Raw genomic sequence first — 19,402 nt, 5'->3', positions numbered from 1 at the left:
GTTGGTGTTGTACCTGCCCCGCGGCCGTACGTCACGGGGTTTACGGATTCGGCTCGGCCGCCGACCGCTCCTCGAATATCCGCATCGCCTTCGCGGTCACCGGGCCCTGCGCGCCCGGCAGCGGGCGCTCGTCGCCGCCGTGGCCGCGGAGCCGGTGCACGGCCTGCACATCGCGGAGGCTGGAGGTCAGGAAGATCTCCTCGGCGCGGTCCAGCACGTCGAACGGCAGCTCGCTCTCCGTGGCCCCCAGCCACTCGATCGTCAGCGCGCGGGTGATGCCCGCGAGGCAGCCGGAGGCGAGGGGCGGGGTGTGCGGTTCGCCGTCGAGTACGACGAAGACGTTGGAGCCGGTGCCCTCGCAGAGCGCGCCGACGGTGTTGGCGAACAGCGCCTCGCTCGCGCCGTGTTCGTGCGCGCGGGACAGGGCGAGCACGTTCTCGGCGTACGAGGTGGTCTTGAGCCCGGCGAGGGCGCCGCGCTCGTTACGGGTCCAGGGGACCGTGATGACGGCGGTGCTGTCGGGCCGCCGCTTGGCCACGCCGAGCGCGACGACCAGGGTGGGGCCCGCGTCGCCCCGGTCGGAGCTGAGCGGGGAGAGCCCCCCGGTGTAGGTGATCCGCAGCCGGCCGTGCTCCATCGGGTTGGCCGCCAGCACGGCCGCGCAGGCCTCGCGCGCCTCGTCGAGGTCCGGGTCGGGCAGCCCCAGGCCGCGCGCGGAGACCGCCAGCCTGCGCAGATGGCGGTCGAGCGCGAAGGCCCTGCCGTCCGTCGCGCTGAGCGTCTCGAAGACGCCGTCGCCGGCGGTCAGCCCGTGGTCGAACACCGAGACGCGGGCGCTGTCGGCGTCCCGCAGCCCCCCGTCGAGCCAGATCCGGGCTGCCGGGGCCGGCGCCCCGTTGAACTGTCGCTTCACCGTGGAATCCCTCCGCTCGCCTCACCGGCCCCCGACGCTACCCCGAGCAGCCTGGCCGCTTTCAGTTCGGTCTCCTCCCACTCCCGCAGCGGGTCGGAGCCCCAGGTGATCCCGGCCCCGGTGCCGAACCTCAGCACGGGCCCGCCGGCCGCCGTCCGGTCGATCCAGAAGGTACGGATGCCGACGGCCAGCTCGGCCGTGCCCCGGTCGGCGTCCACCCAGCCGACGCCGCCGCAGTACGGGCCGCGCGGCGCGGTCTCCAGCTCCTCGATGATCCGCAGCGCGCTGGACTTGGGCGCGCCGGTGACGGAGCCGGGCGGGAAGGTCGCGCCGAGGAGGTCCGCCCAGGTCGCCTCCGCGCGCAGCTCGCCGCGCACCGTGGAGACGAGGTGGACGAGACCGGGGTGCGGCTCGATCTCGCAGAGCCCCGGCACGGTCACCGAACCGCTCGCGCAGACGCGGCCGAGGTCGTTGCGGACCAGGTCGACGATCATGACGTTCTCGGCGTGGTCCTTCTCCAGCAGGTCGGCGGCGGTCCGGCCGGTGCCCTTGATCGGCCCGGACTCGACGGTGCGGCCGGACCGGCGCACGTAGAGCTCGGGCGAGGCGGTCGCCACCTCCACGCCGTGGGCGGGCAGCCGGATCGTTCCGGCGTGCGGGGCCGGGTTGCCGCGGGCCAGCAGCGCGGTGAGCGCGTCCACGTCGGCGGCGTCCGGGTCCGGCAGCGGCGCCGTGAGAATTCGGCAGAGATTCGTCTGATAGACGTCGCCCGCCGCGATGTGTTCGCGTATGCGGCGTACGCCCGCGGTGTACGCGCCCCGGTCGAGCGAGCTGGTCCAGTCCCGGGGCGCGGGGCCGCGCCAGCGCCCCGGCGCGGGCACCGGCGCGGGGCGTACGTCCCCGAACCGCGCGCACAGCAGTCCGCCCTCGAAATCGGCCGTCACCGCCCACCAGCCCGAGGAGTCCAGGGCTGCCGGGTCGCTGGTGACGTCGCGCAGGTCAAGGGCGAGAAGCCCGCCGAAGCGGGCCAGTGGGGCGAGGTGGGACACGCTTGCGAGTCTATGACCGGGGGCCCGGCGGGACGCCTCGGGGGAAACGAACACCGCGGCAAGCTGGGCAAACGGAATTTGAGCTGGCGCGGGAATCCGCTAGAGTTCAACACGTCGCCGGGACGCGGAAGCGCACCGGGCACAACGACACCTGCGGACGTAGCTCAGTTGGTAGAGCACCACCTTGCCAAGGTGGATGTCGCGAGTTCGAGTCTCGTCGTCCGCTCGAAGTGGGGATCTTCCCGACCCCCGCACTCCGGGTGGAGTGGCCGAGAGGCGAGGCAACGGCCTGCAAAGCCGTCTACACGGGTTCAAATCCCGTCTCCACCTCCAAGGACGATTAGCTCAGCGGGAGAGCGCTTCCCTGACACGGAAGAGGTCACTGGTTCAATCCCAGTATCGTCCACCGGGATCTTCACAGGTCCCCCGCGCGATTAGCTCAGCGGGAGAGCGCTTCCCTGACACGGAAGAGGTCACTGGTTCAATCCCAGTATCGCGCACGCGACAAGAGCGGCACCCGCGACACCGAGGACGATTAGCTCAGCGGGAGAGCGCTTCCCTGACACGGAAGAGGTCACTGGTTCAATCCCAGTATCGCGCACGCGACAAGAGCGGCACCCGCGACACCGAGGACGATTAGCTCAGCGGGAGAGCGCTTCCCTGACACGGAAGAGGTCACTGGTTCAATCCCAGTATCGTCCACACATCACAGCGGCCGGACCCTGAAAACGGGTCCGGCCGCTGGTCTTTGCCCGCCCGTATCCCCGGCCTGGTCCTCCCGTATCCCCGCGCATCCGTCCGGGAACGCGCGATGGCCGGGTACCTCCCCAGGTACCCGGCCACTCGTGCCGTCCGCCGCACCCCCGTCCCCACGGGGTTTAGGCCGGTTTCCCCGGCCCGGGCCGCTCTCCCGGGCCTCGGGGCGCTCAGCGCCCCAGTGTTCCGGCCACGGACGACGCTTGGATGACGACGGCGTCCCAGCCGCCGAAGGCCACGGCCAGGAGAACCGCCAGCGGCAGGACCATCGCCGCCGCGATCAGCGGATGGCGCGTACGGCCGGACTGCCGGACGCCGAGGGCGCCCAGGGCGCCGAAGGCATCAACCGCCCGGCGCCCACGGGCCCGGAGCATCGCGCGCCCTGCGGTGTCCGCCATCGTCCTTCTCCTGTCGTTTCCGGAGCGGCGGGCGTCTGACCTCGGGGGACGAGTGCTACGCCCGCCGCTTGACCTCAACATTAGGTGCGCCGTGCACCCCCGGCGTCATGCCCTCGTATCGATCGGCAGGCCTCCCGGAGGATGACGGCGGCCCGGACCGGCTACTCCCCTGGGTGGAGAACGGCCGTCACGTCTTGGGGTCTTCCCGGAGGGGTCGCTCCGTGTCGTCGATCCTCGGCACCGGGTGCTCGACCAGAGCCAGCACCCGAGTGGCCATGAAGCGCGCGGTCCGTACCACCGAGCCGCTGCGGGTGACTTCACTCACTTCCACCACTCCGCGCCGCACCGCCGTCTCGACCCTGCGCCCCGCCCTGCTCGCCACCATGTCGTACGTCCGCGTCGTGTCCCCGGCGTCCACCACTATCTCCACGCGGTCACCCTTCACCGGCTCAATCCCCCTTCAGTGCACTGCTTTTGAAACCCCGGCACCGGTTTCGGAACCCGGACCCGGCGGTCTGCGTCCACCCTCCTAGGGTCCCACCCGGCACTGACAATCCGGTTGACGACGCATGCGCGGCCTATCAGCACGCCGGGCCGTCAATCCGTAAGCTGTGCCTCGTCAAGACGGATGGGCAGCGGAGTGGGGCCTCCCCACCGGAGGTAGGGGACGGACATGGCGATGATGCGGCTCCGGCGCGAGGACCCGCGTGTCGTCGGCTCGTTCCGGCTGCACCGGCGGCTCGGCGCGGGCGGGATGGGCGTGGTCTACCTCGGCTCCGACCGGCGCGGGCAGCGGGTGGCGCTCAAGGTGATCCGGCCGGATCTGGCGGAGGATCAGGAGTTCCGCTCCCGGTTCGCCCGCGAGGTGTCGGCGGCGCGGCGCATCCGCGGCGGCTGTACGGCGCGGCTGGTGGCCGCCGATCTGGAGGCGGACCGGCCGTGGTTCGCCACGCAGTACGTGCCCGGGCCCTCCCTGCACGACAAGGTGAACGAGGAGGGGCCGCTGTCGGCCGCTCAGGTCGCCGCCGTCGGGGCCGCGTTGTCCGAGGGCCTGCTGGCCGTGCACGACGCGGGCGTCGTGCACCGCGACCTGAAGCCCTCGAACATCCTGCTCTCCCCCAAGGGCCCCCGGATCATCGACTTCGGCATCGCCTGGGCCACCGGGGCCAGCACGCTGACGCACGTCGGCACGGCCGTGGGCTCGCCCGGCTTCCTGGCGCCCGAGCAGGTGCGGGGCGCGGCGGTGACCCCGGCCACGGACGTCTTCGCGCTGGGCGCGACGCTCGCCTACGCCTCGACCGCCGACTCGCCGTTCGGACACGGCAGTTCGGAGGTCATGCTCTACCGCGTCGTGCACGAGGAACCGCAACTCATGGGCGTACCGGACGCGCTGGCGCCGCTGCTCCACGCGTGCCTGGCGAAGGACCCCGAGGAACGGCCGAGCACGCTCCAGCTGTCGCTGCGGCTCAAGGAGATCGCGGCACGGGAGGCGCACGGCATCGCGGAGAGCCGGCCGCCCGCCCAGCGCCGGGAGCCGGATCGCCCGACGGGCCGCCGGGCCGAGGAGTACGCGCAGCAGCACACCGAGCGGCGGCCGGGCGGCACCCCCGCGCCGCGTCCGCAGCAGCCCCGCACCGGGGACGGCGCACGGGCGTCCGCGCCGCGTACGGGCGGCAGCGGGCGGACGACGAACGGCGGGCGCACCGGCGGCGGGCGCGCGACCGGGCGGAACGGCTCGCGGCCCCCGGCCCGTACGACCGGCACGGGACGGCGGTCGCCGGGGCCGGACCGCCGCCTGCTGCGGCAGCGGCTGATCGTCTTCGTGGTCGTGACGCTGCTGGTGGCGCTGGGCATCGCGGCGGCGCAGGGCTGTCAGGGCCCCGCGAACAGCATGGGCGAACTCCACCGGGCGCCGGGGGGATCGGCCGAGGCCGGCTCGGCGGCGACGGTCCGCGCGCCCTGAGCGGCCCGCCGGATCAGTCCTGGGCATCCACCGCGTCAGGCGTCCGCCGGGTCAGTCCTGGGGGCGTCCGGCCGCCACCGCGTAGAACGCGACGGCCGCCGCGGCGCCGACGTTCAGCGAGTCGACGCCGTGCGCCATGGGGATGCGCACCCATTCATCGGCGGCCATCAGGGCCCGCGCCGAGAGGCCGTCGCCCTCCGCGCCCAGCATGAGGGCCGCGCGCTCCAGGCGGTGCGGGGCGGCCTCGTCGATGGCCGTGGCCTTCTCGTCCGGGGTGAGCGCCAGCAGCTTGAAGCCCGCGTCGCGGACCGTCTCCAGGTCGCGCGGCCAGGTCTCCAGGCGCGCGTACGGCACCGAGAAGACCGCGCCCATCGACACCTTCACCGACCGGCGGTAGAGCGGGTCGGCGCAGTCCGGGGAGAGCAGCACGGCGTCCATGCCGAGGGCGGCGGCGCTGCGGAAGATGGCGCCGATGTTCGTATGGTCGTTGACGGATTCCATGACCACGATCCGCCGGGCGCCGCCCAGCAGTTCGCCCGCGGTCGGCAGCGGCTTGCGCTGCATGGAGGCGAGCGCGCCCCGGTGCACGTGGTAGCCGGTCACCCGCTCGGCGAGTTCGGGGGCGATGGCGTAGACGGGGGCCGGCACCTCGTCGATGACGTCGCGCATGACGTCGACCCACTTGGCGGAGAGCAGCATCGAGCGCATCTCGTAACCGGCGTGCCCGGCCCGTCTGATCACCTTCTCGCCCTCGGCGATGAACAGCCCCTCGGCGGGCTCGCGCCTGCGGCGCAGCTCCACGTCCGTGAGCCCGGTGTAGTCGCGCAGGCGGGGGTCGTCGGGGTCGTCGACGGTGATGAGATCGGCCACAGGGTGATACTGCCTTGTCGTGGTTGCGGTGCCAATGTGAATGACGAGAACGGTTACCGGCCGGTACCGGAGCCGATGGCCACCACGTCGCCGATGACGATGACAGCCGGCGGCCGTACGCCCTCGGCCGTGACCGTCTCCCCCAGCGTCCCCAGCGTCGCGTCCACCCGGCGCTGGGCCGCGGTCGTGCCCTCCTGGACGACGGCGACAGGGGTGTCCGCGTGACGCCCGCCGCGGACGAGGGCCGCGGCGATGGCGCCGCTGTTCTCGACGCCCATGAGGATCACGAGGGTGCCGCGCAGCTTGGCGAGCGCCGCCCAGTCGACCGTGGACCGGTCGTCGTCGGGCGCGACATGGCCGCTGACGACCGTGAACTCCTGGGCGACGCCGCGGTGCGTCACCGGGATGCCGACGGCGCCGGGCACGCTGATGGAGCTGGAGATGCCGGGCACGACGGTGCACGGAATCCCGTGCTCCGCCAGCGCCGCGGCCTCCTCCATGCCGCGGCCGAAGACGAAGGGGTCGCCGCCCTTGAGGCGGACGACGGCCTTGCCGGCCTTGGCGTGTTCGATGAGCGCGTTGTTGATGGCCTCCTGGGCCATGAACCGGCCGTACGGGATCTTGGCCGCGTCGATGACCTCGACATGCGGCGGCAGTTCGTCGAGCAGATCGCGCGGGCCGAGCCGGTCCGCGATGACGACGTCGGCCTCGGCCAGCAGCCGCCGGCCGCGCACCGTGATCAGATCCGGGTCGCCGGGACCGCCGCCGACGAGGGCGACCCCGGTCGTACGGGCCCGGTGGTGCGGCGCGGGCAGCGTGCCGTCCCGCAGCCCCTCGATGATCGCGTCCCGCACGGCGGCGGACCGGCGCGGGTCCCGGCCGGTGAGGACCGCGACGGTCACGCCCTCGCTGCGCCCGGTGGCCGGCGTCCACGCCGACGCGGCCTCGGCGTCGTCGCTGCGCACGCACCACACCCGGCGCGCCTCGGCCTCCGCCGACGCGGCGGCGTTGACCTCGGGGTCGTCGGTGCTGATGAGCGCGTACCAGGCGTCGGCGAAGTCGCCGTCCCGGTACCCGCGCCGCTCCCAGCGCAGCTCGCCCGCCTCCGCCATGGCCTCCACTGACGGCTTCGCCGACGGCGATACGAGCAGGACGTCCGCGCCGGCCGCGATCAGCGCGGGCAGCCGGCGCTGGGCGACCTGCCCGCCGCCGAGCACGACGACGCGGCGCCCGGCGAGGCGCAGTCCGACGGGGTAGGCAGCGCTCGCGGCGTGCTCTGCGCGCCCTGCTTGCTCGACGTGTTCGGACATGGTGCTCGCGGCTCCTAGGTACGGCGACAGGGCGCCGCTTCGGCGGTGGAGCGGCAGGTGGGCGGGGGTGCGGCCCCTGGCGGACACTTTACGGTGCCACGCCGGGACCCACGGCTACAGCCCGAGCGCGGAGGGCGGGCGGGGGCGCTTACGGGCGACGGCGCTTGCGGACGGACGGCGGGGGCGGGCTCGTGCCCGCCCCCGGTCACGCCTTCTCGGTGACCCCGGCGGCGTCGAACGTGGCCACCTCGTGCATGGCCCGCGCGGCGCTCTGCACCACGGGCAGCGCCAGCAGCGCCCCCGTGCCCTCCCCCAGCCGCAGGTCGAGGTCGACCAGCGGCCGGAGCCCCAGCTTCGTCAGCGCCGCCACGTGACCGGGCTCGGCGCTCCGGTGCCCTGCGATGCAGGCCGCCAGCGCCTCCGGCGCGATGGCCCGCGCCACCAGGGCGGCGGCCCCGGCGCTCACGCCGTCCAGGATCACCGGGGTGCGCAGCGAGGCGCCGCCCAGCAGCAGCCCGACCAGCGCGGCGTGCTCCAGCCCGCCGACGGCGGCCAGGACGCCCACCGGGTCGGTCGGGTCCGGCTTGTGCAGGTCGAGGGCGCGCCGTACGACGTCCACCTTGCGGGCGTGCATCTCGTCGTTGATGCCGGTGCCGCGGCCGGTGATCTCGGCCGGGTCGGTGCCGGTGTACACGGAGATGAGCGCGGCGGACACGGTCGTGTTCGCGATGCCCATCTCGCCGGTCAGCAGCGCCTTGTTGCCGGCGGCGACCAGGTCTCGGGCGGTCTCGATGCCGACCTCGATGGCGCGCAGCGCCTCCTCGCGGGACATGGCGGGCCCGGTCGTGAAGTCGGCGGTCCCGGCCCGTACCTTGCGCGGCAGCAGCCCCGGCGTGCTCGGCAGGTCGCCGGCGACGCCCACGTCGACCACGCACACCTCGGCGCCGACCTGGTTGGCGAAGGCGTTGCAGACGGCGCCGCCGCCGAGGAAGTTGGCGACCATCTGCGTGGTCACCTCCTGCGGCCAGGCCGTGACGCCCTGGGCGTGCACCCCGTGGTCGCCGGCGAAGACCGCGACGGCCGCGGGCTCCGGGACCGGCGGCGGGCACTGCCGGGACAACCCGCTCAGCTGCGCGGCGATGATCTCCAGCATGCCGAGCGCGCCCGCCGGCTTCGTCATCCGCTTCTGCCGCTCCCACGCCTCGCCGAGCGCCTTGGCGTCCAGCGGGCGGATGCCCTGGAGGGTCTCGGCGAGCAGGTCGTGCGGCTCCTCGCCGGGCAGCGCGCGCCGCCCGTACGTCTCCTCGTGCACGACCCAGGACAACGGGCGGCGCTTGGACCAGCCGGCCTGCATCAGCTCCGGGTCCTCGGGGAACTCGTCGACGTACCCGACGCACAGATAGGCGACGACCTCCAGGTGCTCGGGGAGGCCGAGTTCGCGGACCATCTCGCGCTCGTCGAAGAAGCTGACCCAGCCCACGCCGAGGCCCTCGGCCCGGGCGGCGAGCCACAGGTTCTCGACGGCGAGCGCGGAGGAGTACGGGGCCATCTGCGGCTGGGTGTGGCGGCCGAGGGTGTGCCGGCCGCCGCGGGTCGGGTCGGCGGTGACGACGATGTTGACCGGGGTGTCGAGGATCGCCTCGATCTTCAGTTCCTTGAACTGCTTGGCGCGCGCCTTCGGCAGCGACTTGGCGTACGCCTCGCGCTGGCGCGCGGCCAGGTCGTGCATCGTGCGGCGGGTCTCCGCGGAGCGGATGACGACGAAGTCCCAGGGCTGGGAGTGCCCGACGCTCGGCGCGGTGTGCGCGGCCTCCAGGACGCGCAGCAGCACGTCGTGCGGGACGGGGTCGGTGCGGAAGCCGTTGCGGATGTCGCGGCGCTCGCGCATCACGCGGTGGACGGCGGCGCGCTCGGCGTCGTCGTAACCGGCGGCGGGGGCCGGTTCCGCGGTCTCCGCGGTGTCGACGGTCTCCGCGGCCTCCACGGTCTCTGCGGATTCCACGGTCTCTGTGGATTCCACGGCCTCTGTGGTCGCGACAGGCTCCGCGGTCTCGGCAGGCTCCGCGGCGGGCGCGGGCTGGTCGGCGGGGGCGCCGTCCTGCGGTGCGGCCGACTCGGCTGCCGCGTCGGCGACTATCGAGTGTTCCGGCGCGACCTGGGCGGCCGGGCCGGGCTCGGCCGCCGCTTCGGCCTCCTCGGCTTCTGCCGCTTCTCCGGTTTCTGAAGCTTCTCCGGCTTCTTCGGCTTCTGCGGCTTCTTCCGCTTCCTCGGCGAGGTGCGCGACGCCGTCGCTGCCTACGGAGACGGGGGCGGAGAGCGACGGTACGGTCGCGTCCTCGCGGGGCGCGGGCTCCGGGGCGGTCGCGGGCTCGGGCTGCCCGTCGGCCGTTCCCTGCTCCGCCTCTGCCTCCGGGCTGTCGGCTGCGACGGCCTCGTCGGCGGCCGGTTCCGCGGTGGCGGCGTCTTCGGCGACGGGCGTGCTCTCGGGGCTGACGGACGGCTCCACGGCCGGACCGTCGGCCTCGACGGCGACGGCTTCGGCAACGGCTTCCGGCTCGGCAGGGGCTTCCTCGGACGGGCCCTCGCCGTCGCTCTCGGCGGCTACGGCTACGGCCGCGGGCTGGGCTTCGGCGGGCGGCTGCGCGGCCTCTTCGGCGGCAGCCGCGTTCTCGCTCTCAGCGTCGGCGGCCTCGGTCACCTCCACTGCCTGAGGTTCGGGGGCGGGCTCGGGGGCGGCCGGGGCGACGGCGACGGCCTCGGGCTGCGCCTCGGCTGCGGTCTCGGCGGGCGCGGCGGCGGCCGGTTCGGCGACGGCCTCGGCCACGGCGTCGGGCTCGGGGTCGGGTGCGGTCACCGCCTCGGGCTCGGGCTGCGGTTCGGCGGCGACCGGCGCTTCCGCGACAGGGGCTTCGGGCGCGGCCTCGGCCGTAACTTCGGGCGCGGGCTGCGCTTCCTCCTCGGTCACGGCCTCCGGCGCACCGGCCTGCTCAGCGCTGTCCGCCTCCACGGGGCCCGGCTCCACGGGTGCCTCCGCGATGAGCTCGGGCTCCTCCGCCGCGGCTGCCTCGGCGGCTTCAGGAGCCTCAGCGGCAGCAGGGGCCTCCGGCTGAGGCTCCTGCTCGGGCTCGGCTTCGGCGGTCTCGACCGCAGGAGCCTCAGGAGCTTCAGGAGCCACGACGGCCTCGGGAGCACTCGCAGCAGCCTCAGCCGCCACAGCCTCCTCGGTCTGCGGCTGCGGCTGCGGCTCCGGCCCGGCCTCGGGCTCCGCCTGCGGCTCAACAGCCGCAGCAGCAGCCTCGGCAGGCATGGGCGCGGGCTCGGGGACCACCGCGGGAGCGGCGGCAGCGGCGTCGTCGGGTGCGGCAGCGGGCGCGGGCACGGAAACGGCTGCCGGCGCCTCCGTCACGGCGCCGTCCGGTGCGGCCGCCGTCTGCGGCTGGGCGTCCCAGGTCCCCGCCTGCGGCGGGATCTCGCCGAGCTGCGGTCCGGCGGGCGCGTTCGCGTCGTCGCGCGGCACGTCGAGGTATTCGGGGCCCGCGGTCGGCGGACCGGCGTGCCGTACGGGCGGCGCGCTCTGCGAGACGCCGGCGGCGGGGCCGCGGTCGGCGAGGGAGCGTACGACCCCGCCGGAGGTGTCCGGTACGGGCGGCCCCATGTGCAGCGGGCGGCGCGGCGGAGCGGGCGGTGCGGAGGCGGCAGGAGCTGAAGGAGCGGCAGGCGGTGCGGGAGCGGCCTGGGCCGCGGCGGCGGCCGGCTGCGGCCCCGGGTGCGCCGCGGCGGCGGGCCGCGGGTCGCGTACGCCCCCGTACTCGACCGAGCCGGAGTCGCGGCCGCCGGTCTCGTGCGTGCTGCCGCGCGGCCCGGGCGCGCCGAGGCCGTTCAGGGGCTGCTCCATCCAGGCGCCCTGGGCGCCCGGCATCAGCAGCAGGTCGTCCTCGTCCATCCCGCCGTCGAGGCTGCCGTCCAGGTCGCCGGCGGAGCTTTCGGCGGCGTCCGGGCCGGCGAGGAAGGCGTAGGTGGAGGGGCCCTGGGCCGGGCGGCCCGGCCGCTCGACGCGACCGGTGTCGGCAGGGGCTGCGGCATCCGCGGGGAGCGGGTGTCCGGGCTGTGCGCCTGCGTTCCCCGGCTGTCCCTCGCCCGGGATCTGGCCGGTGTCGGTCATGCGTACCCCTCGCCCATCGGTAGTGCTCCTTCGAACCGCTCCCGCCCTTGAGACAAGAACGAGCGCCCGTGTCTCGCGGCACGTTGCACGCGGTATGTAGCCCGTACCACCCTGCCTCGTGCGCCACCGAGCCGGTGGTGCTTTCCGGACATCGGCGACTGGGAAGTCGGATGCCGGGCGGCGGTACAACAGTCGGCCAGCCTACCCTTTGCCGTGCTCGGCGGGGTCATGGGCAGGACCGGAACCGGCCTCGTGAGCGGGGTCACGGGTGGGCGCGGTGGCCGCTCAGCAGGAAGGCCACGGCGCGCTCGCGCTCCGCCCACACGTGGGTGTCCAGCTCCATCGCCTGGAGCAGTGCGCACTCCACTCCGTACCCCGCCGCCGCGAGCACCCGGCCCACGGCTTCGGCCTCGTCGCGGGTCGAGGCGTGCGTCACGATCCGCTCGGGCCGGCGGGCCGCGCACGCCTCTACGACGGCCGCGCCGCCGCCGCCGACGCGGACGACGTCGGGTTCGGGGAGGTCTTCGAGCACCTGGGGCGCGGTGCCGTGGACGATGTCGAGCTGTACGCCGAAGCGGCGGGCGACGGCGGCGGCGCGGCCGCAGGCCTCCGCGTCGCGGTCCACGGCGATGACGGCCGCGCCGAACCGGGCGGCCTCGACGGCCGCCGCGCCGCTGCCCGAGCCGATGTCCCAGACGAGGTCGCCCACGCGCGGCCCGAGGCGGGCCAGTTGCGCCGCGCGCAGTTCCATGGACTCGCCCTCGCCGAGGACGGTCCCGTACGCGCCGGAGGGCAGCGCCCAGCCCCGTACCGGCGGCGGGTAGCCGGGCTCGTGGCCCGCGAGCCAGCCGCTGCCCTGTGCGGCGGCGGCGCCGGAGCCGCCGATGACGATGACGACGTTGGGGTCGCGCCAGGAGTGGTCGGCGACCTTGTCGGAGGTGAGCACGGTGACCTGTTCGCGCTCGTTGCCCAGTTCCTCGCAGATGACGAACGTACGGTGCACCGGGCCGAGCAGGAGGGCGAGCTCGGCGGGGCCGGCGCCGGGCGAGGTGAGGACGGCGACCTTGGTGTGGGCCCGGCAGACGTTGACGGCGCGGCGCAGGTCGCGGCTGTGGGCGACGACGACCTGGGCGTCGTCCCAGGGCATGCCGGCGCGTGCGAAGGCGGCGGCGACGGCGGAGACCGCCGGGACCACCTCGACCTCCAGTCCGTGTTCGGGGGCGCGCAGGGTGCGTACGACGCCGAAGAAGCCGGGGTCGCCGTCGGCGAGGACGACGGCGGTGCCGCGGTGCTGTGCGATGCGCCGGGCGGCGAGGTCCAGGCTGCCGAGCCTGATCCGTTCGGCGGCGGGCGGGACTTCGGGCAGTGCCAGGTGGTGGGCGGCGCCGGCCACGAGGGTGGCCGCTTCCATGGCTGAACGGGCCGCATCCGTGAGCGGGGAGCCGTCCCAGCCGATCACCGTGACCCGGTCGGCCATCGTCGTCAGTCTCCTGGGGTGTGTCGCGGGTCGGGCGGTTCGACAGGTCTGTCGGCGGTCGGGTCGGCGGGCAGGCCGCAGCGGACCCGCGGCGGCGCGGGTCCGGGCACGGGCGCGAACACGGTGAGCGTATCGCGCAGTGGTCCAGACCGGGCAGCGGTCGTCTCCGGCCGTCCCGGCCGGCGGCCCGCGCCCGTTCCCCGGCCCGCCGTCAGCTCCAGTCGGGATACGCCGCCGCGTATCCGGAGTCGTCGGCGGCCTCGTCGTGGGCGCCTTCGAGGTCTTCGGGGAGCAGGCTCCACACGAGGAGGTCGGTGCGGATCCGGGCCCAGCCGCCGTCCTCGGTGCGGGTGCGGGCTATCCAGGCGTTGCGGAGGACGCCTTCGCTGATGCAGCCGGTCTTCTGGGCGACCTGTTGGCCTGCGGCGTTGTCGGCGGCGGTGCGCAGTTCGAGGCGCTCGAAGCGCTGGTCGCGGAAGAGCCACTGGGCGACGGCGAGCACCGACTCGCTGGCGTATCCCTCGCCGCGGGCCCAGGGGGCGGTGGCGTAGGAGATCTCGGTGGCGAGCATCGTCCAGTCGGTGTTGCGCAACTGGACGGTGCCGACGAGGCGCTGGGTGAGGAACTCGGTGACCGCAAAGACGATTCCTCGCCCGTCGGCGCGCTCGGCGGGGGCGCGGCGCACGGCCCAGTCGCGGGCGTCGGCGGCGGTGTAGGGGTGGGGTGCGGCGGTCCAGGCGGTGACGAGTTCGTCGTTCATCATCTCGGTGAGCGCGGGGACGTCCGCTTCCTCGAACGGGCGCATCACCAGCCGGTCCGTGCTGATGGAGATGTCCGGAAAGGTGGATGTCATGCTCTGCTCCAACGCCGGGGACCGGGGGTGATCTGGACCGTCTTGAGTGCACAAGCATGCAGCATGGGCCCACTGGCGTGCCAAGCGCGTGGGCCCCGCGCACGCCGGTCGCGTGTGCGGGGCCCGGGTCCGTACGGACGGCGGTGCGGGCGCGGGGGCCGCGGGGCCGGAGCCGGTGTCAGCTCTTGGCGGGGCCGAAGGCCGGCAGCACGGAGCCGTCGGTGTACTTGGACTCGATGAACTTCTTGACCTCGTCGGAGTTGAGGAGCTTCGCGAGCTTCTCGATGCGCGGGTCGTGCTCGTTGCCCTTCTTCACGGCGAGGAAGTTGGCGTACGGGTTGTCCTTGACCTGCTCCAGGGCGAGGGCGTCCTGGGAGGGCTTGAGGTGCGCGCCGATGGCGAAGTTGCCGTTGATCACCGCGGCGTCGACGTCCTTGAGCCGGGTTGGGATCTGCGGGGCCTCCAGCTCGGTGAAGCTGAGCCCCTTCTTGTCGGTGATGTCGGACAGCTTGGCGTCGGCGCCGACGCCGGGCTTGAGGTCGATGAGCTTGTGGTCGGCGAGCAACTTGAGGGCGCGGCCCTCGTTGGTGGCGTCGTTGGGCACGGCGATCTTGGCGCCGGACTTGATGTCGGAGAGCTTGTCGGCCTTCTTGGAGTAGAGGCCCAGCGGCTCGATCTCGACGTTGACGACGGGCACGATGTGCGTCTTGTTCTTCTTGTTGAACTCGTCCAGGAACGGCTTGTGCTGGAAGAAGTTGGCGTCGACGTCGCCGTTCTCGGTGGACGTGTTGGGGAGGTTGTAGTCGTTGAACTCCTTGACCTCCAGGTTGAGCCCGGCCTTCTTCGCCAGCTTGTCCTTGACGTAGTCGAGGATGACGGCGTGCGGGGTGGGGCTGGCGGCCACGACGAGCTTCGCGTCGGCGTCGCCCTTCTTGCCCCCGGAGTCGGTGTCGGAGGGCGCGCTGCACGCGCTGAGGCCGACGGTCAGCGCCGCGGCGACGGCGACGGCTGCGGAGATCTTGATGGTGTCGCGCACGAAGAGTGCCTCTTTCTCATCTCACGAAATGGTGCGCCCGGCGAAGGGTCCGGGCTCGTGGGCTTCGGGTGCGGGGCGGCGCCCCGCGCGGGGTCAGGACTTGGGGATCGCGGCCTCCTGGGCGGTCCGGCCCGACCAGGGCAGCCGGATGCGTACGGGCGACTGGGCGCGGGAGGTGCCGCGCGGGGCCAGCCGCCGCGCGACGAGGTCGCCGATGAGCTGGATGAGGGTGACGATGACGATCAGCACGATGACGGTGACGATCATCAGGCCGGTCTCGAAGCGCTGGTAGCCGTAGACGATGGCCAGGTTGCCGAGGCCGCCCGCGCCGATCGCGCCGGCGATGGCGGAGTAGCCGATGAGCGCGATGACGGTGGTGGTGAGCCCCGCGACGATCGAGGGCAGCGCCTGCGGCAGCAGGACCTTGAGGACCAGCGTCCAGGTGCCGCCGCCCATCGACTGCACGGCCTCGATCAGGCCGTGGTCGACCTCGCGGACGGCGGTCTCCACGAGCCGGGCGAAGAACGGGATGCCGCCGATGGCGAGGGCGACGACCGCGGCGCTGGGGCCGATGGAGGTGCCCACCACGAAGCGGGTGAAGGGGATCAGCACCACCATCAGGATGATGAACGGTATCGAGCGCCCGACGTTCACGACGGCGCCGATGGCCTTGTTCGCCACGACGTTCTGGAGCAGGCCGCCGCGGCCGGTGAGGACCAGCAGGACGCCGAGCGGCAGCCCGACGACGACGGTCCACACGGTGGACCACAGGACCATGAAGAGGGTGTCGAGACAGGCGTCGGACAGCAGGGGCTGCATCTCGGACCAGGTCACTTGGCACCGTCCTTCTGAAGCCCCGCGCCCTTTTCGAGGGCGGCTTCGGCGTCGGCCGCATCGGCTACGGCCGCGACCTCGACCTGTAGCCCCTGTTCGCGCAGGAAGCCGATGGGGACGACGTTCTCCTCGAAGCGGCCGGGCAGTTCGATGCGCATCCGGCCGACCTGCTTGCCCGCGACGGTGTCCATCGCGGCGCCGAGGATCGAGATGTCGATGTTGTACGTACGGGAGAGCTGGGAGATGACCGGCTGGGTGGCGGCCTCGCCGTGGAAGGTGACGTCGACGACGGTGCGGTCCGCGCCGGAGGGTTCGCCGCCGACCGGGAAGAGCTCCGCGGCCAGCTCCGAGCCGGGGGTGGCCAGCAGTTCGGAGACGGTGCCGGATTCGACGACGCGGCCGCCCTTCATGAGGGCCGCGGAGTCGCAGATGGTCTTCACGACGTCCATTTCGTGGGTGATGAGCAGCACGGTCAGGCCGAGCTGCTGGTTGAGGTCGCGCAGCAGCTGGAGGATCGAGCGGGTGGTCTCGGGGTCGAGGGCGGACGTCGCCTCGTCGGAGAGCAGCACCTTGGGGTCGCCGGCGAGGGCGCGGGCGATGCCGACGCGCTGTTTCTGGCCGCCGGAGAGCTGGGCCGGGTACGCCTTGGCCTGGGCGGCGAGGCCGACGAGGTCCAGCAGTTCCAGCGCCTTGCGGGTGCGCTCCTTGCCGGAGACGCCGAGGATTTCGAGCGGCAGCTCGACGTTGTCGCGCACGGTGCGCGAGGAGAGCAGGTTGAAGTGCTGGAAGACCATGCCGATGCGGCTGCGGGCCCGGCGGAGTTCCGCGTTGGCGCGCTGGCCGCGTCCGGCGAGGGCCGTGAGGTCCTGGCCGGCCACGGTGACCGTGCCGGAGCTGGGGCGCTCCAGGAGGTTGACGCAGCGGATGAGGGTGGACTTCCCGGCGCCGCTCTGGCCGACGACGCCGTAGACCTCGCCCTCGCGGACGTGCAGGTCGACGCCGTCGAGGGCGGTGACCTCGCGGCCGCGCGAGCGGTAGACCTTGGTCAGGTCTGTCGTGGTGATCACAGGGGTTTCCGTCACTGTCGAGTGCGCGGCGCGGTGGCGCCGGGCACGGGCATGCATTGCGGAACGCGGCAGCGGGGAGCCCGGCGGGGCGCGCGGGCGCGGTCGGGGGTTCCGGTGACGCAGGGCGTGGCCGGCCGGTACGGGCTCGGCTCGTACGGTCACGGCTTCACTTCATGGCGCACGGTCTCGCTTCGGGGCGCGAGGCTCGGACAGGGGCCCTCAGCGGTCACACATTCGACACAGGCAACGAGCACCGGGCGTCGTCATCGCCTCGGTCGCAAGGGTGCGGCTGCTCGTCGTGGTCATGTCTTCAAGTAAAACAGACGTGCGCATGACCTGATCGGACGTGCCCACATTCTGGACGCTCCTGCCCAATCTGTGGACATTCTCGTCCGCGCCCCAGCCGGTCGCGCGCGCCCCCGTACGACCCGCCGCGCCCCATACGGGCAGCGCCGCCGGCCCGTCCCCGGGGGCGAGCGTGACCGGCCCGCCGCGCTCGTACGCTGTGGCCGGGACCACGGCCCGCGCCTGTGCCGCGCCCCGTGCGGCCCGGCGGACCGGCGGGGGCGCGCGGAGTCCGGCGGCGGTCGCCGATTAGAGTCGGCGCATGCCTGTCAAGCCCGCTCCCTCCGCTCGTACCGCGCGGAGGCCCCGGTGATCACCGCTCTGACCGTCGCGGTCAGCGTGTGCGCGCTCGCGCTGGCCGCGTGGTGCGGCTTCGCCGCCTACCGCGACCAGCCCACCAAGGACTGGCACTTCATCGGCATGGCCGTGGTGTCGCTGCTCGCGCTGGCCCAACTGGTCGTGGGGATAGTGCAGTTGGCGCGGGGCGAGAAGCCGGACCAGGGCCTGCCGATCTTCCTGGCGTATCTGATCGGCTCGGCGGTGTGCGTACCGGCGGCGGGCTTCATGTCGTTGTCGGAGCGGACCCGCTGGGGTTCGGTGACGGTCGCGGCGGGCGGCGTCATCCTGGCCGTGCTGGAAGTGCGGCTCTACGACATCTGGGGAGGCTGACGATGCCCGGCTCCGCGACGACCGCGCGCTCCGATGACGAGACCGGACGGCCCGGTCAGAAGCCCGGGTTCAGCCTCGGCCAGGGGCCGGGCCGGCTGCTGGTCTGGCTCTACGGCGTCTTCACGGTCGCGGCGGCGTCCCGCTCGGTCGTCCAGATGATCATGGACTTCGGGCGGGCGCCGCTCGCGTACGTGCTCTCGGCCGTCGCCGCCGTCGTGTACGCCTTCATCACGTACTCCCTGGTGCGGGGCGGCGAGGGCGCCCGCCGGGCGGCGCTGGTGTGCTGCGCCGCCGAGCTGGCGGGGGTGCTGGTCGTCGGCACCTGGACGCTGGTGGCACCGTCCGCCTTCCCCGACGCGACGGTCTGGTCGGACTACGGCATGGGATACCTCTTCATCCCGGTCATCCTGCCGGTGACCGCGATGATCTGGCTCCGCCAGGCGAAGCGCTGACGCGACCGGGGTGGTCCGCGACGGCCAGGCCGTCGCGGACCACCGCACCGCTCAGGCGCTGGCCACGTACGAATCCGCGTCGGCGGCCTTCTCCAGGGTCACCAGGGTGAGCTGCCGGCTGACCTCCTCACGGGAGACGGGCGCGTAGCCGTACTTCCGGTAGAGGCGCAGATTGCCTTCGTTGCGATGGCCGGTGAACAGCCGGTAGCGCTTGGCCGCCCGGTCCTGCGCCAGCCGCTCCTCGATGGCGGCGAGCAGCCGCCCGCCGAGGCCGTGCCGTTGCAGCCGCGGGTGGACGATCAGCTTGCCGATGCTCGCCGTGCCGTCCGCGTCGACCGCGCCCCGGACCGAGCCGACGACCTCCCCGCCGAGCCGGGCCACGAGCACGCACCCGGCGCCCAGTTCGGCGCGCACGTCGTCGAAGGACTGGGTGAGCGGTTCGATGGAGTAGTCGCCGTACAGCGCGGCTTCTCCCTGATAGCAGAGATACTGGAGTTTGAGGATCTGCTCGACGTCGTGTTCGGTCGCCGCAGAGATGGTCACGCTCATGCCCATGTGCGCATGCCTCCCTTTTCGGTGCCGCTCGGGCCGGAGCGACGCCGAGGGTGGACGTCGTCTCCGTGGCGCCGATTGCCTAACGCTCCTTTCCCCAGGGGTCAGGAGCGGCAACCTCCGCCGTGAGCATTCTGCGCAGGCATCCCAGGCAACGGGAACGGACTGGCCCCAAAGATCCTTGTGAGATACCCAACTCCCCTGCGATTTCCCGATACGTAGGGTCGGTTTTGGACAAAAGGGCGCCCAGCAGCCGCGGGCACCGGCCGGGCAGCCGCCGCACGGCGGCCCGTAGCGCGCGCCGCTCCTCGGCGGCGAGCACCTCGGATTCGACCTCGGATTCCGGGCCGGTGCGGGCAGTGGCGTACGGACCCGCGTACGGGCGGCCGGGGGCCGGGGCGCCGGCCTGGTCGTACGGCACCTCGCGGCGGGCCCGGCGGCGGGCGTCGCGCGCCTCGGTCCGTACGGCCGTGCGCAGCCAGGCGGCGGGCTCGGCCGGCGGCCCCGCCCGGCGGGTGCGCTCCAGCAGCCGCAGCCAGACGCCCTGTTCGAGGTCGGCCGCCTCGATCCCCGCCGCGTGCGCCTCGGCCCCGGCCTCGGCCGCGAGCAGCGGGCTCAACTCCTCCAGGATGTTCATGCCGGGCGGGACGTGGCCGTGCCGACGCGCGGTTGCCGATCCGGCCGCGCCCCACCCGT

The 19,402-nt window shown here is 73.6% G+C and carries 17 protein-coding genes and 5 tRNA genes; 8 read left to right on the top strand and 14 right to left on the bottom strand.

Going from position 1 to position 19,402, the window contains the following annotated elements:
- Nucleotides 1-40 precede the first annotated feature (40 nt).
- Together AB0I22_RS07310 and AB0I22_RS07305 are read right to left on the bottom strand one after the other, a co-directional pair.
- Nucleotides 41-913, bottom strand: a complete 873-nt coding sequence (locus tag AB0I22_RS07310; RefSeq protein WP_363129668.1) for an aminodeoxychorismate lyase — start codon at nucleotides 911-913, stop codon at nucleotides 41-43.
- Complete coding sequence (locus AB0I22_RS07305; protein ID WP_363129667.1) at nucleotides 910-1,962, bottom strand: chorismate-binding protein; 1,053 nt, start codon at nucleotides 1,960-1,962, stop codon at nucleotides 910-912. Before AB0I22_RS07305 ends, AB0I22_RS07310 begins: the two co-directional genes overlap by 4 nt.
- A 153-nt stretch (nucleotides 1,963-2,115) precedes the next feature.
- On the opposite strand from AB0I22_RS07305, the gene AB0I22_RS07300 reads away from it, so the two are divergent.
- The 5 genes from AB0I22_RS07300 (at nucleotide 2,116) to AB0I22_RS07280 (ending at nucleotide 2,664) form a co-directional block, all read left to right on the top strand.
- Nucleotides 2,116-2,188: transfer RNA gene (locus tag AB0I22_RS07300), tRNA-Gly, on the top strand.
- A 33-nt stretch (nucleotides 2,189-2,221) separates the two neighbouring features.
- Nucleotides 2,222-2,295 (top strand) — tRNA-Cys (locus AB0I22_RS07295).
- 1 nt (nucleotide 2,296) lies between these two features.
- Nucleotides 2,297-2,368: transfer RNA gene (locus AB0I22_RS07290), tRNA-Val, on the top strand.
- Nucleotides 2,369-2,390: 22 nt separating this feature from the next.
- Nucleotides 2,391-2,462: transfer RNA gene (locus tag AB0I22_RS07285), tRNA-Val, on the top strand.
- Nucleotides 2,463-2,592: 130 nt separating this feature from the next.
- Nucleotides 2,593-2,664: transfer RNA gene (locus AB0I22_RS07280), tRNA-Val, on the top strand.
- A gap of 224 nt (nucleotides 2,665-2,888) precedes the next feature.
- Here AB0I22_RS07280 and AB0I22_RS07275 read toward each other — a convergent pair.
- On the bottom strand, nucleotides 2,889-3,116 hold the full coding sequence (locus AB0I22_RS07275; RefSeq protein ID WP_363129666.1) for a hypothetical protein: 228 nt from the start codon (nucleotides 3,114-3,116) through the stop codon (nucleotides 2,889-2,891).
- Between the two features lie 187 nt (nucleotides 3,117-3,303).
- On the bottom strand, nucleotides 3,304-3,561 hold the full coding sequence (locus AB0I22_RS07270; RefSeq protein ID WP_363129665.1) for a hypothetical protein: 258 nt from the start codon (nucleotides 3,559-3,561) through the stop codon (nucleotides 3,304-3,306).
- A 228-nt stretch (nucleotides 3,562-3,789) separates the two neighbouring features.
- On the opposite strand from AB0I22_RS07270, the gene AB0I22_RS07265 reads away from it, so the two are divergent.
- The gene (locus tag AB0I22_RS07265; RefSeq protein WP_363129664.1) at nucleotides 3,790-5,079 is read left to right on the top strand and encodes a serine/threonine-protein kinase; all 1,290 of its coding nucleotides are present in this window, start codon (nucleotides 3,790-3,792) and stop codon (nucleotides 5,077-5,079) included.
- A 51-nt stretch (nucleotides 5,080-5,130) separates the two neighbouring features.
- Here the strand turns inward: AB0I22_RS07265 and AB0I22_RS07260 are convergent, their stop codons facing one another.
- The 8 genes from AB0I22_RS07260 to AB0I22_RS07225 all read right to left on the bottom strand — a co-directional run bounded on the left by AB0I22_RS07260 (nucleotide 5,131) and on the right by AB0I22_RS07225 (nucleotide 16,745).
- A complete protein-coding gene (locus AB0I22_RS07260; RefSeq protein WP_363129662.1) occupies nucleotides 5,131-5,949 on the bottom strand; it encodes an RNA methyltransferase in 819 nt (272 codons plus the stop codon).
- Between the two features lie 53 nt (nucleotides 5,950-6,002).
- Entirely contained in the window at nucleotides 6,003-7,259 is a 1,257-nt protein-coding gene (cobA, locus tag AB0I22_RS07255; RefSeq protein ID WP_363129661.1) for a uroporphyrinogen-III C-methyltransferase, read from the bottom strand.
- Between the two features lie 205 nt (nucleotides 7,260-7,464).
- Nucleotides 7,465-11,421, bottom strand: a complete 3,957-nt coding sequence (gene cobT / locus AB0I22_RS07250; protein ID WP_363129660.1) for a nicotinate-nucleotide--dimethylbenzimidazole phosphoribosyltransferase — start codon at nucleotides 11,419-11,421, stop codon at nucleotides 7,465-7,467.
- Nucleotides 11,422-11,683: 262 nt separating this feature from the next.
- Entirely contained in the window at nucleotides 11,684-12,898 is a 1,215-nt protein-coding gene (gene cbiE, locus AB0I22_RS07245; protein WP_363129659.1) for a precorrin-6y C5,15-methyltransferase (decarboxylating) subunit CbiE, read from the bottom strand.
- Nucleotides 12,899-13,109: 211 nt separating this feature from the next.
- Nucleotides 13,110-13,751, bottom strand: coding sequence for a GNAT family N-acetyltransferase (locus tag AB0I22_RS07240; protein ID WP_363129658.1), 642 nt, complete (start codon nucleotides 13,749-13,751; stop codon nucleotides 13,110-13,112).
- Between the two features lie 178 nt (nucleotides 13,752-13,929).
- Entirely contained in the window at nucleotides 13,930-14,787 is an 858-nt protein-coding gene (locus tag AB0I22_RS07235) for a MetQ/NlpA family ABC transporter substrate-binding protein (RefSeq protein WP_363129657.1), read from the bottom strand.
- Nucleotides 14,788-14,880: 93 nt separating this feature from the next.
- Nucleotides 14,881-15,621, bottom strand: coding sequence for a methionine ABC transporter permease (locus tag AB0I22_RS07230; protein ID WP_363129656.1), 741 nt, complete (start codon nucleotides 15,619-15,621; stop codon nucleotides 14,881-14,883).
- Nucleotides 15,618-16,745 carry an ATP-binding cassette domain-containing protein gene (locus AB0I22_RS07225; RefSeq protein ID WP_363129655.1) on the bottom strand — a complete coding sequence of 376 codons (1,128 nt, stop codon included), beginning with the start codon at nucleotides 16,743-16,745 and terminating at the stop codon, nucleotides 15,618-15,620. The genes AB0I22_RS07230 and AB0I22_RS07225 overlap by 4 nt, the downstream gene beginning before the upstream one ends.
- Before the next feature lie 597 nt (nucleotides 16,746-17,342).
- On the opposite strand from AB0I22_RS07225, the gene AB0I22_RS07220 reads away from it, so the two are divergent.
- Both AB0I22_RS07220 and AB0I22_RS07215 read left to right on the top strand, forming a co-directional pair.
- Nucleotides 17,343-17,702, top strand: coding sequence for a hypothetical protein (locus AB0I22_RS07220; RefSeq protein ID WP_363129654.1), 360 nt, complete (start codon nucleotides 17,343-17,345; stop codon nucleotides 17,700-17,702).
- A gap of 2 nt (nucleotides 17,703-17,704) precedes the next feature.
- Entirely contained in the window at nucleotides 17,705-18,154 is a 450-nt protein-coding gene (locus tag AB0I22_RS07215; RefSeq protein WP_363129653.1) for a hypothetical protein, read from the top strand.
- A gap of 51 nt (nucleotides 18,155-18,205) precedes the next feature.
- On the opposite strand, the gene AB0I22_RS07210 is transcribed toward AB0I22_RS07215, so the two are convergent.
- Both AB0I22_RS07210 and AB0I22_RS07205 read right to left on the bottom strand, forming a co-directional pair.
- Nucleotides 18,206-18,709 carry a GNAT family N-acetyltransferase gene (locus AB0I22_RS07210; protein ID WP_363129652.1) on the bottom strand — a complete coding sequence of 168 codons (504 nt, stop codon included), beginning with the start codon at nucleotides 18,707-18,709 and terminating at the stop codon, nucleotides 18,206-18,208.
- A 79-nt stretch (nucleotides 18,710-18,788) separates the two neighbouring features.
- Nucleotides 18,789-19,343, bottom strand: coding sequence for a sigma-70 family RNA polymerase sigma factor (locus tag AB0I22_RS07205; protein WP_363129651.1), 555 nt, complete (start codon nucleotides 19,341-19,343; stop codon nucleotides 18,789-18,791).
- Nucleotides 19,344-19,402: the final 59 nt, after the last annotated feature.

It is taken from the genome of Streptomyces sp. NPDC050610, assembly GCF_040654875.1.
Lineage (GTDB): Bacteria > Actinomycetota > Actinomycetes > Streptomycetales > Streptomycetaceae > Streptomyces.
Note: the sequence above shows the minus strand (reverse complement) of the source record. Positions and strands in the feature narration are given on the sequence as shown.

Bases quoted from the DNA above. Each gene is read 5' to 3' on its own strand.
- cbiE (WP_363129659.1), bottom strand. From the start codon at position 12,898: ATGGCCGACCGGGTCACGGTGATCGGCTGGGACGGCTCCCCGCTCACG.
- AB0I22_RS07265 (WP_363129664.1), top strand. From the start codon at position 3,790: ATGGCGATGATGCGGCTCCGGCGCGAGGACCCGCGTGTCGTCGGCTCG.
- AB0I22_RS07205 (WP_363129651.1), bottom strand. From the start codon at position 19,343: ATGAACATCCTGGAGGAGTTGAGCCCGCTGCTCGCGGCCGAGGCCGGG.
- AB0I22_RS07210 (WP_363129652.1), bottom strand. From the start codon at position 18,709: ATGGGCATGAGCGTGACCATCTCTGCGGCGACCGAACACGACGTCGAG.
- AB0I22_RS07225 (WP_363129655.1), bottom strand. From the start codon at position 16,745: ATGCATGCCCGTGCCCGGCGCCACCGCGCCGCGCACTCGACAGTGACG.
- cobA (WP_363129661.1), bottom strand. From the start codon at position 7,259: ATGTCCGAACACGTCGAGCAAGCAGGGCGCGCAGAGCACGCCGCGAGC.
- AB0I22_RS07240 (WP_363129658.1), bottom strand. From the start codon at position 13,751: ATGACATCCACCTTTCCGGACATCTCCATCAGCACGGACCGGCTGGTG.
- cobT (WP_363129660.1), bottom strand. From the start codon at position 11,421: ATGACCGACACCGGCCAGATCCCGGGCGAGGGACAGCCGGGGAACGCA.
- AB0I22_RS07275 (WP_363129666.1), bottom strand. From the start codon at position 3,116: ATGGCGGACACCGCAGGGCGCGCGATGCTCCGGGCCCGTGGGCGCCGG.
- AB0I22_RS07215 (WP_363129653.1), top strand. From the start codon at position 17,705: ATGCCCGGCTCCGCGACGACCGCGCGCTCCGATGACGAGACCGGACGG.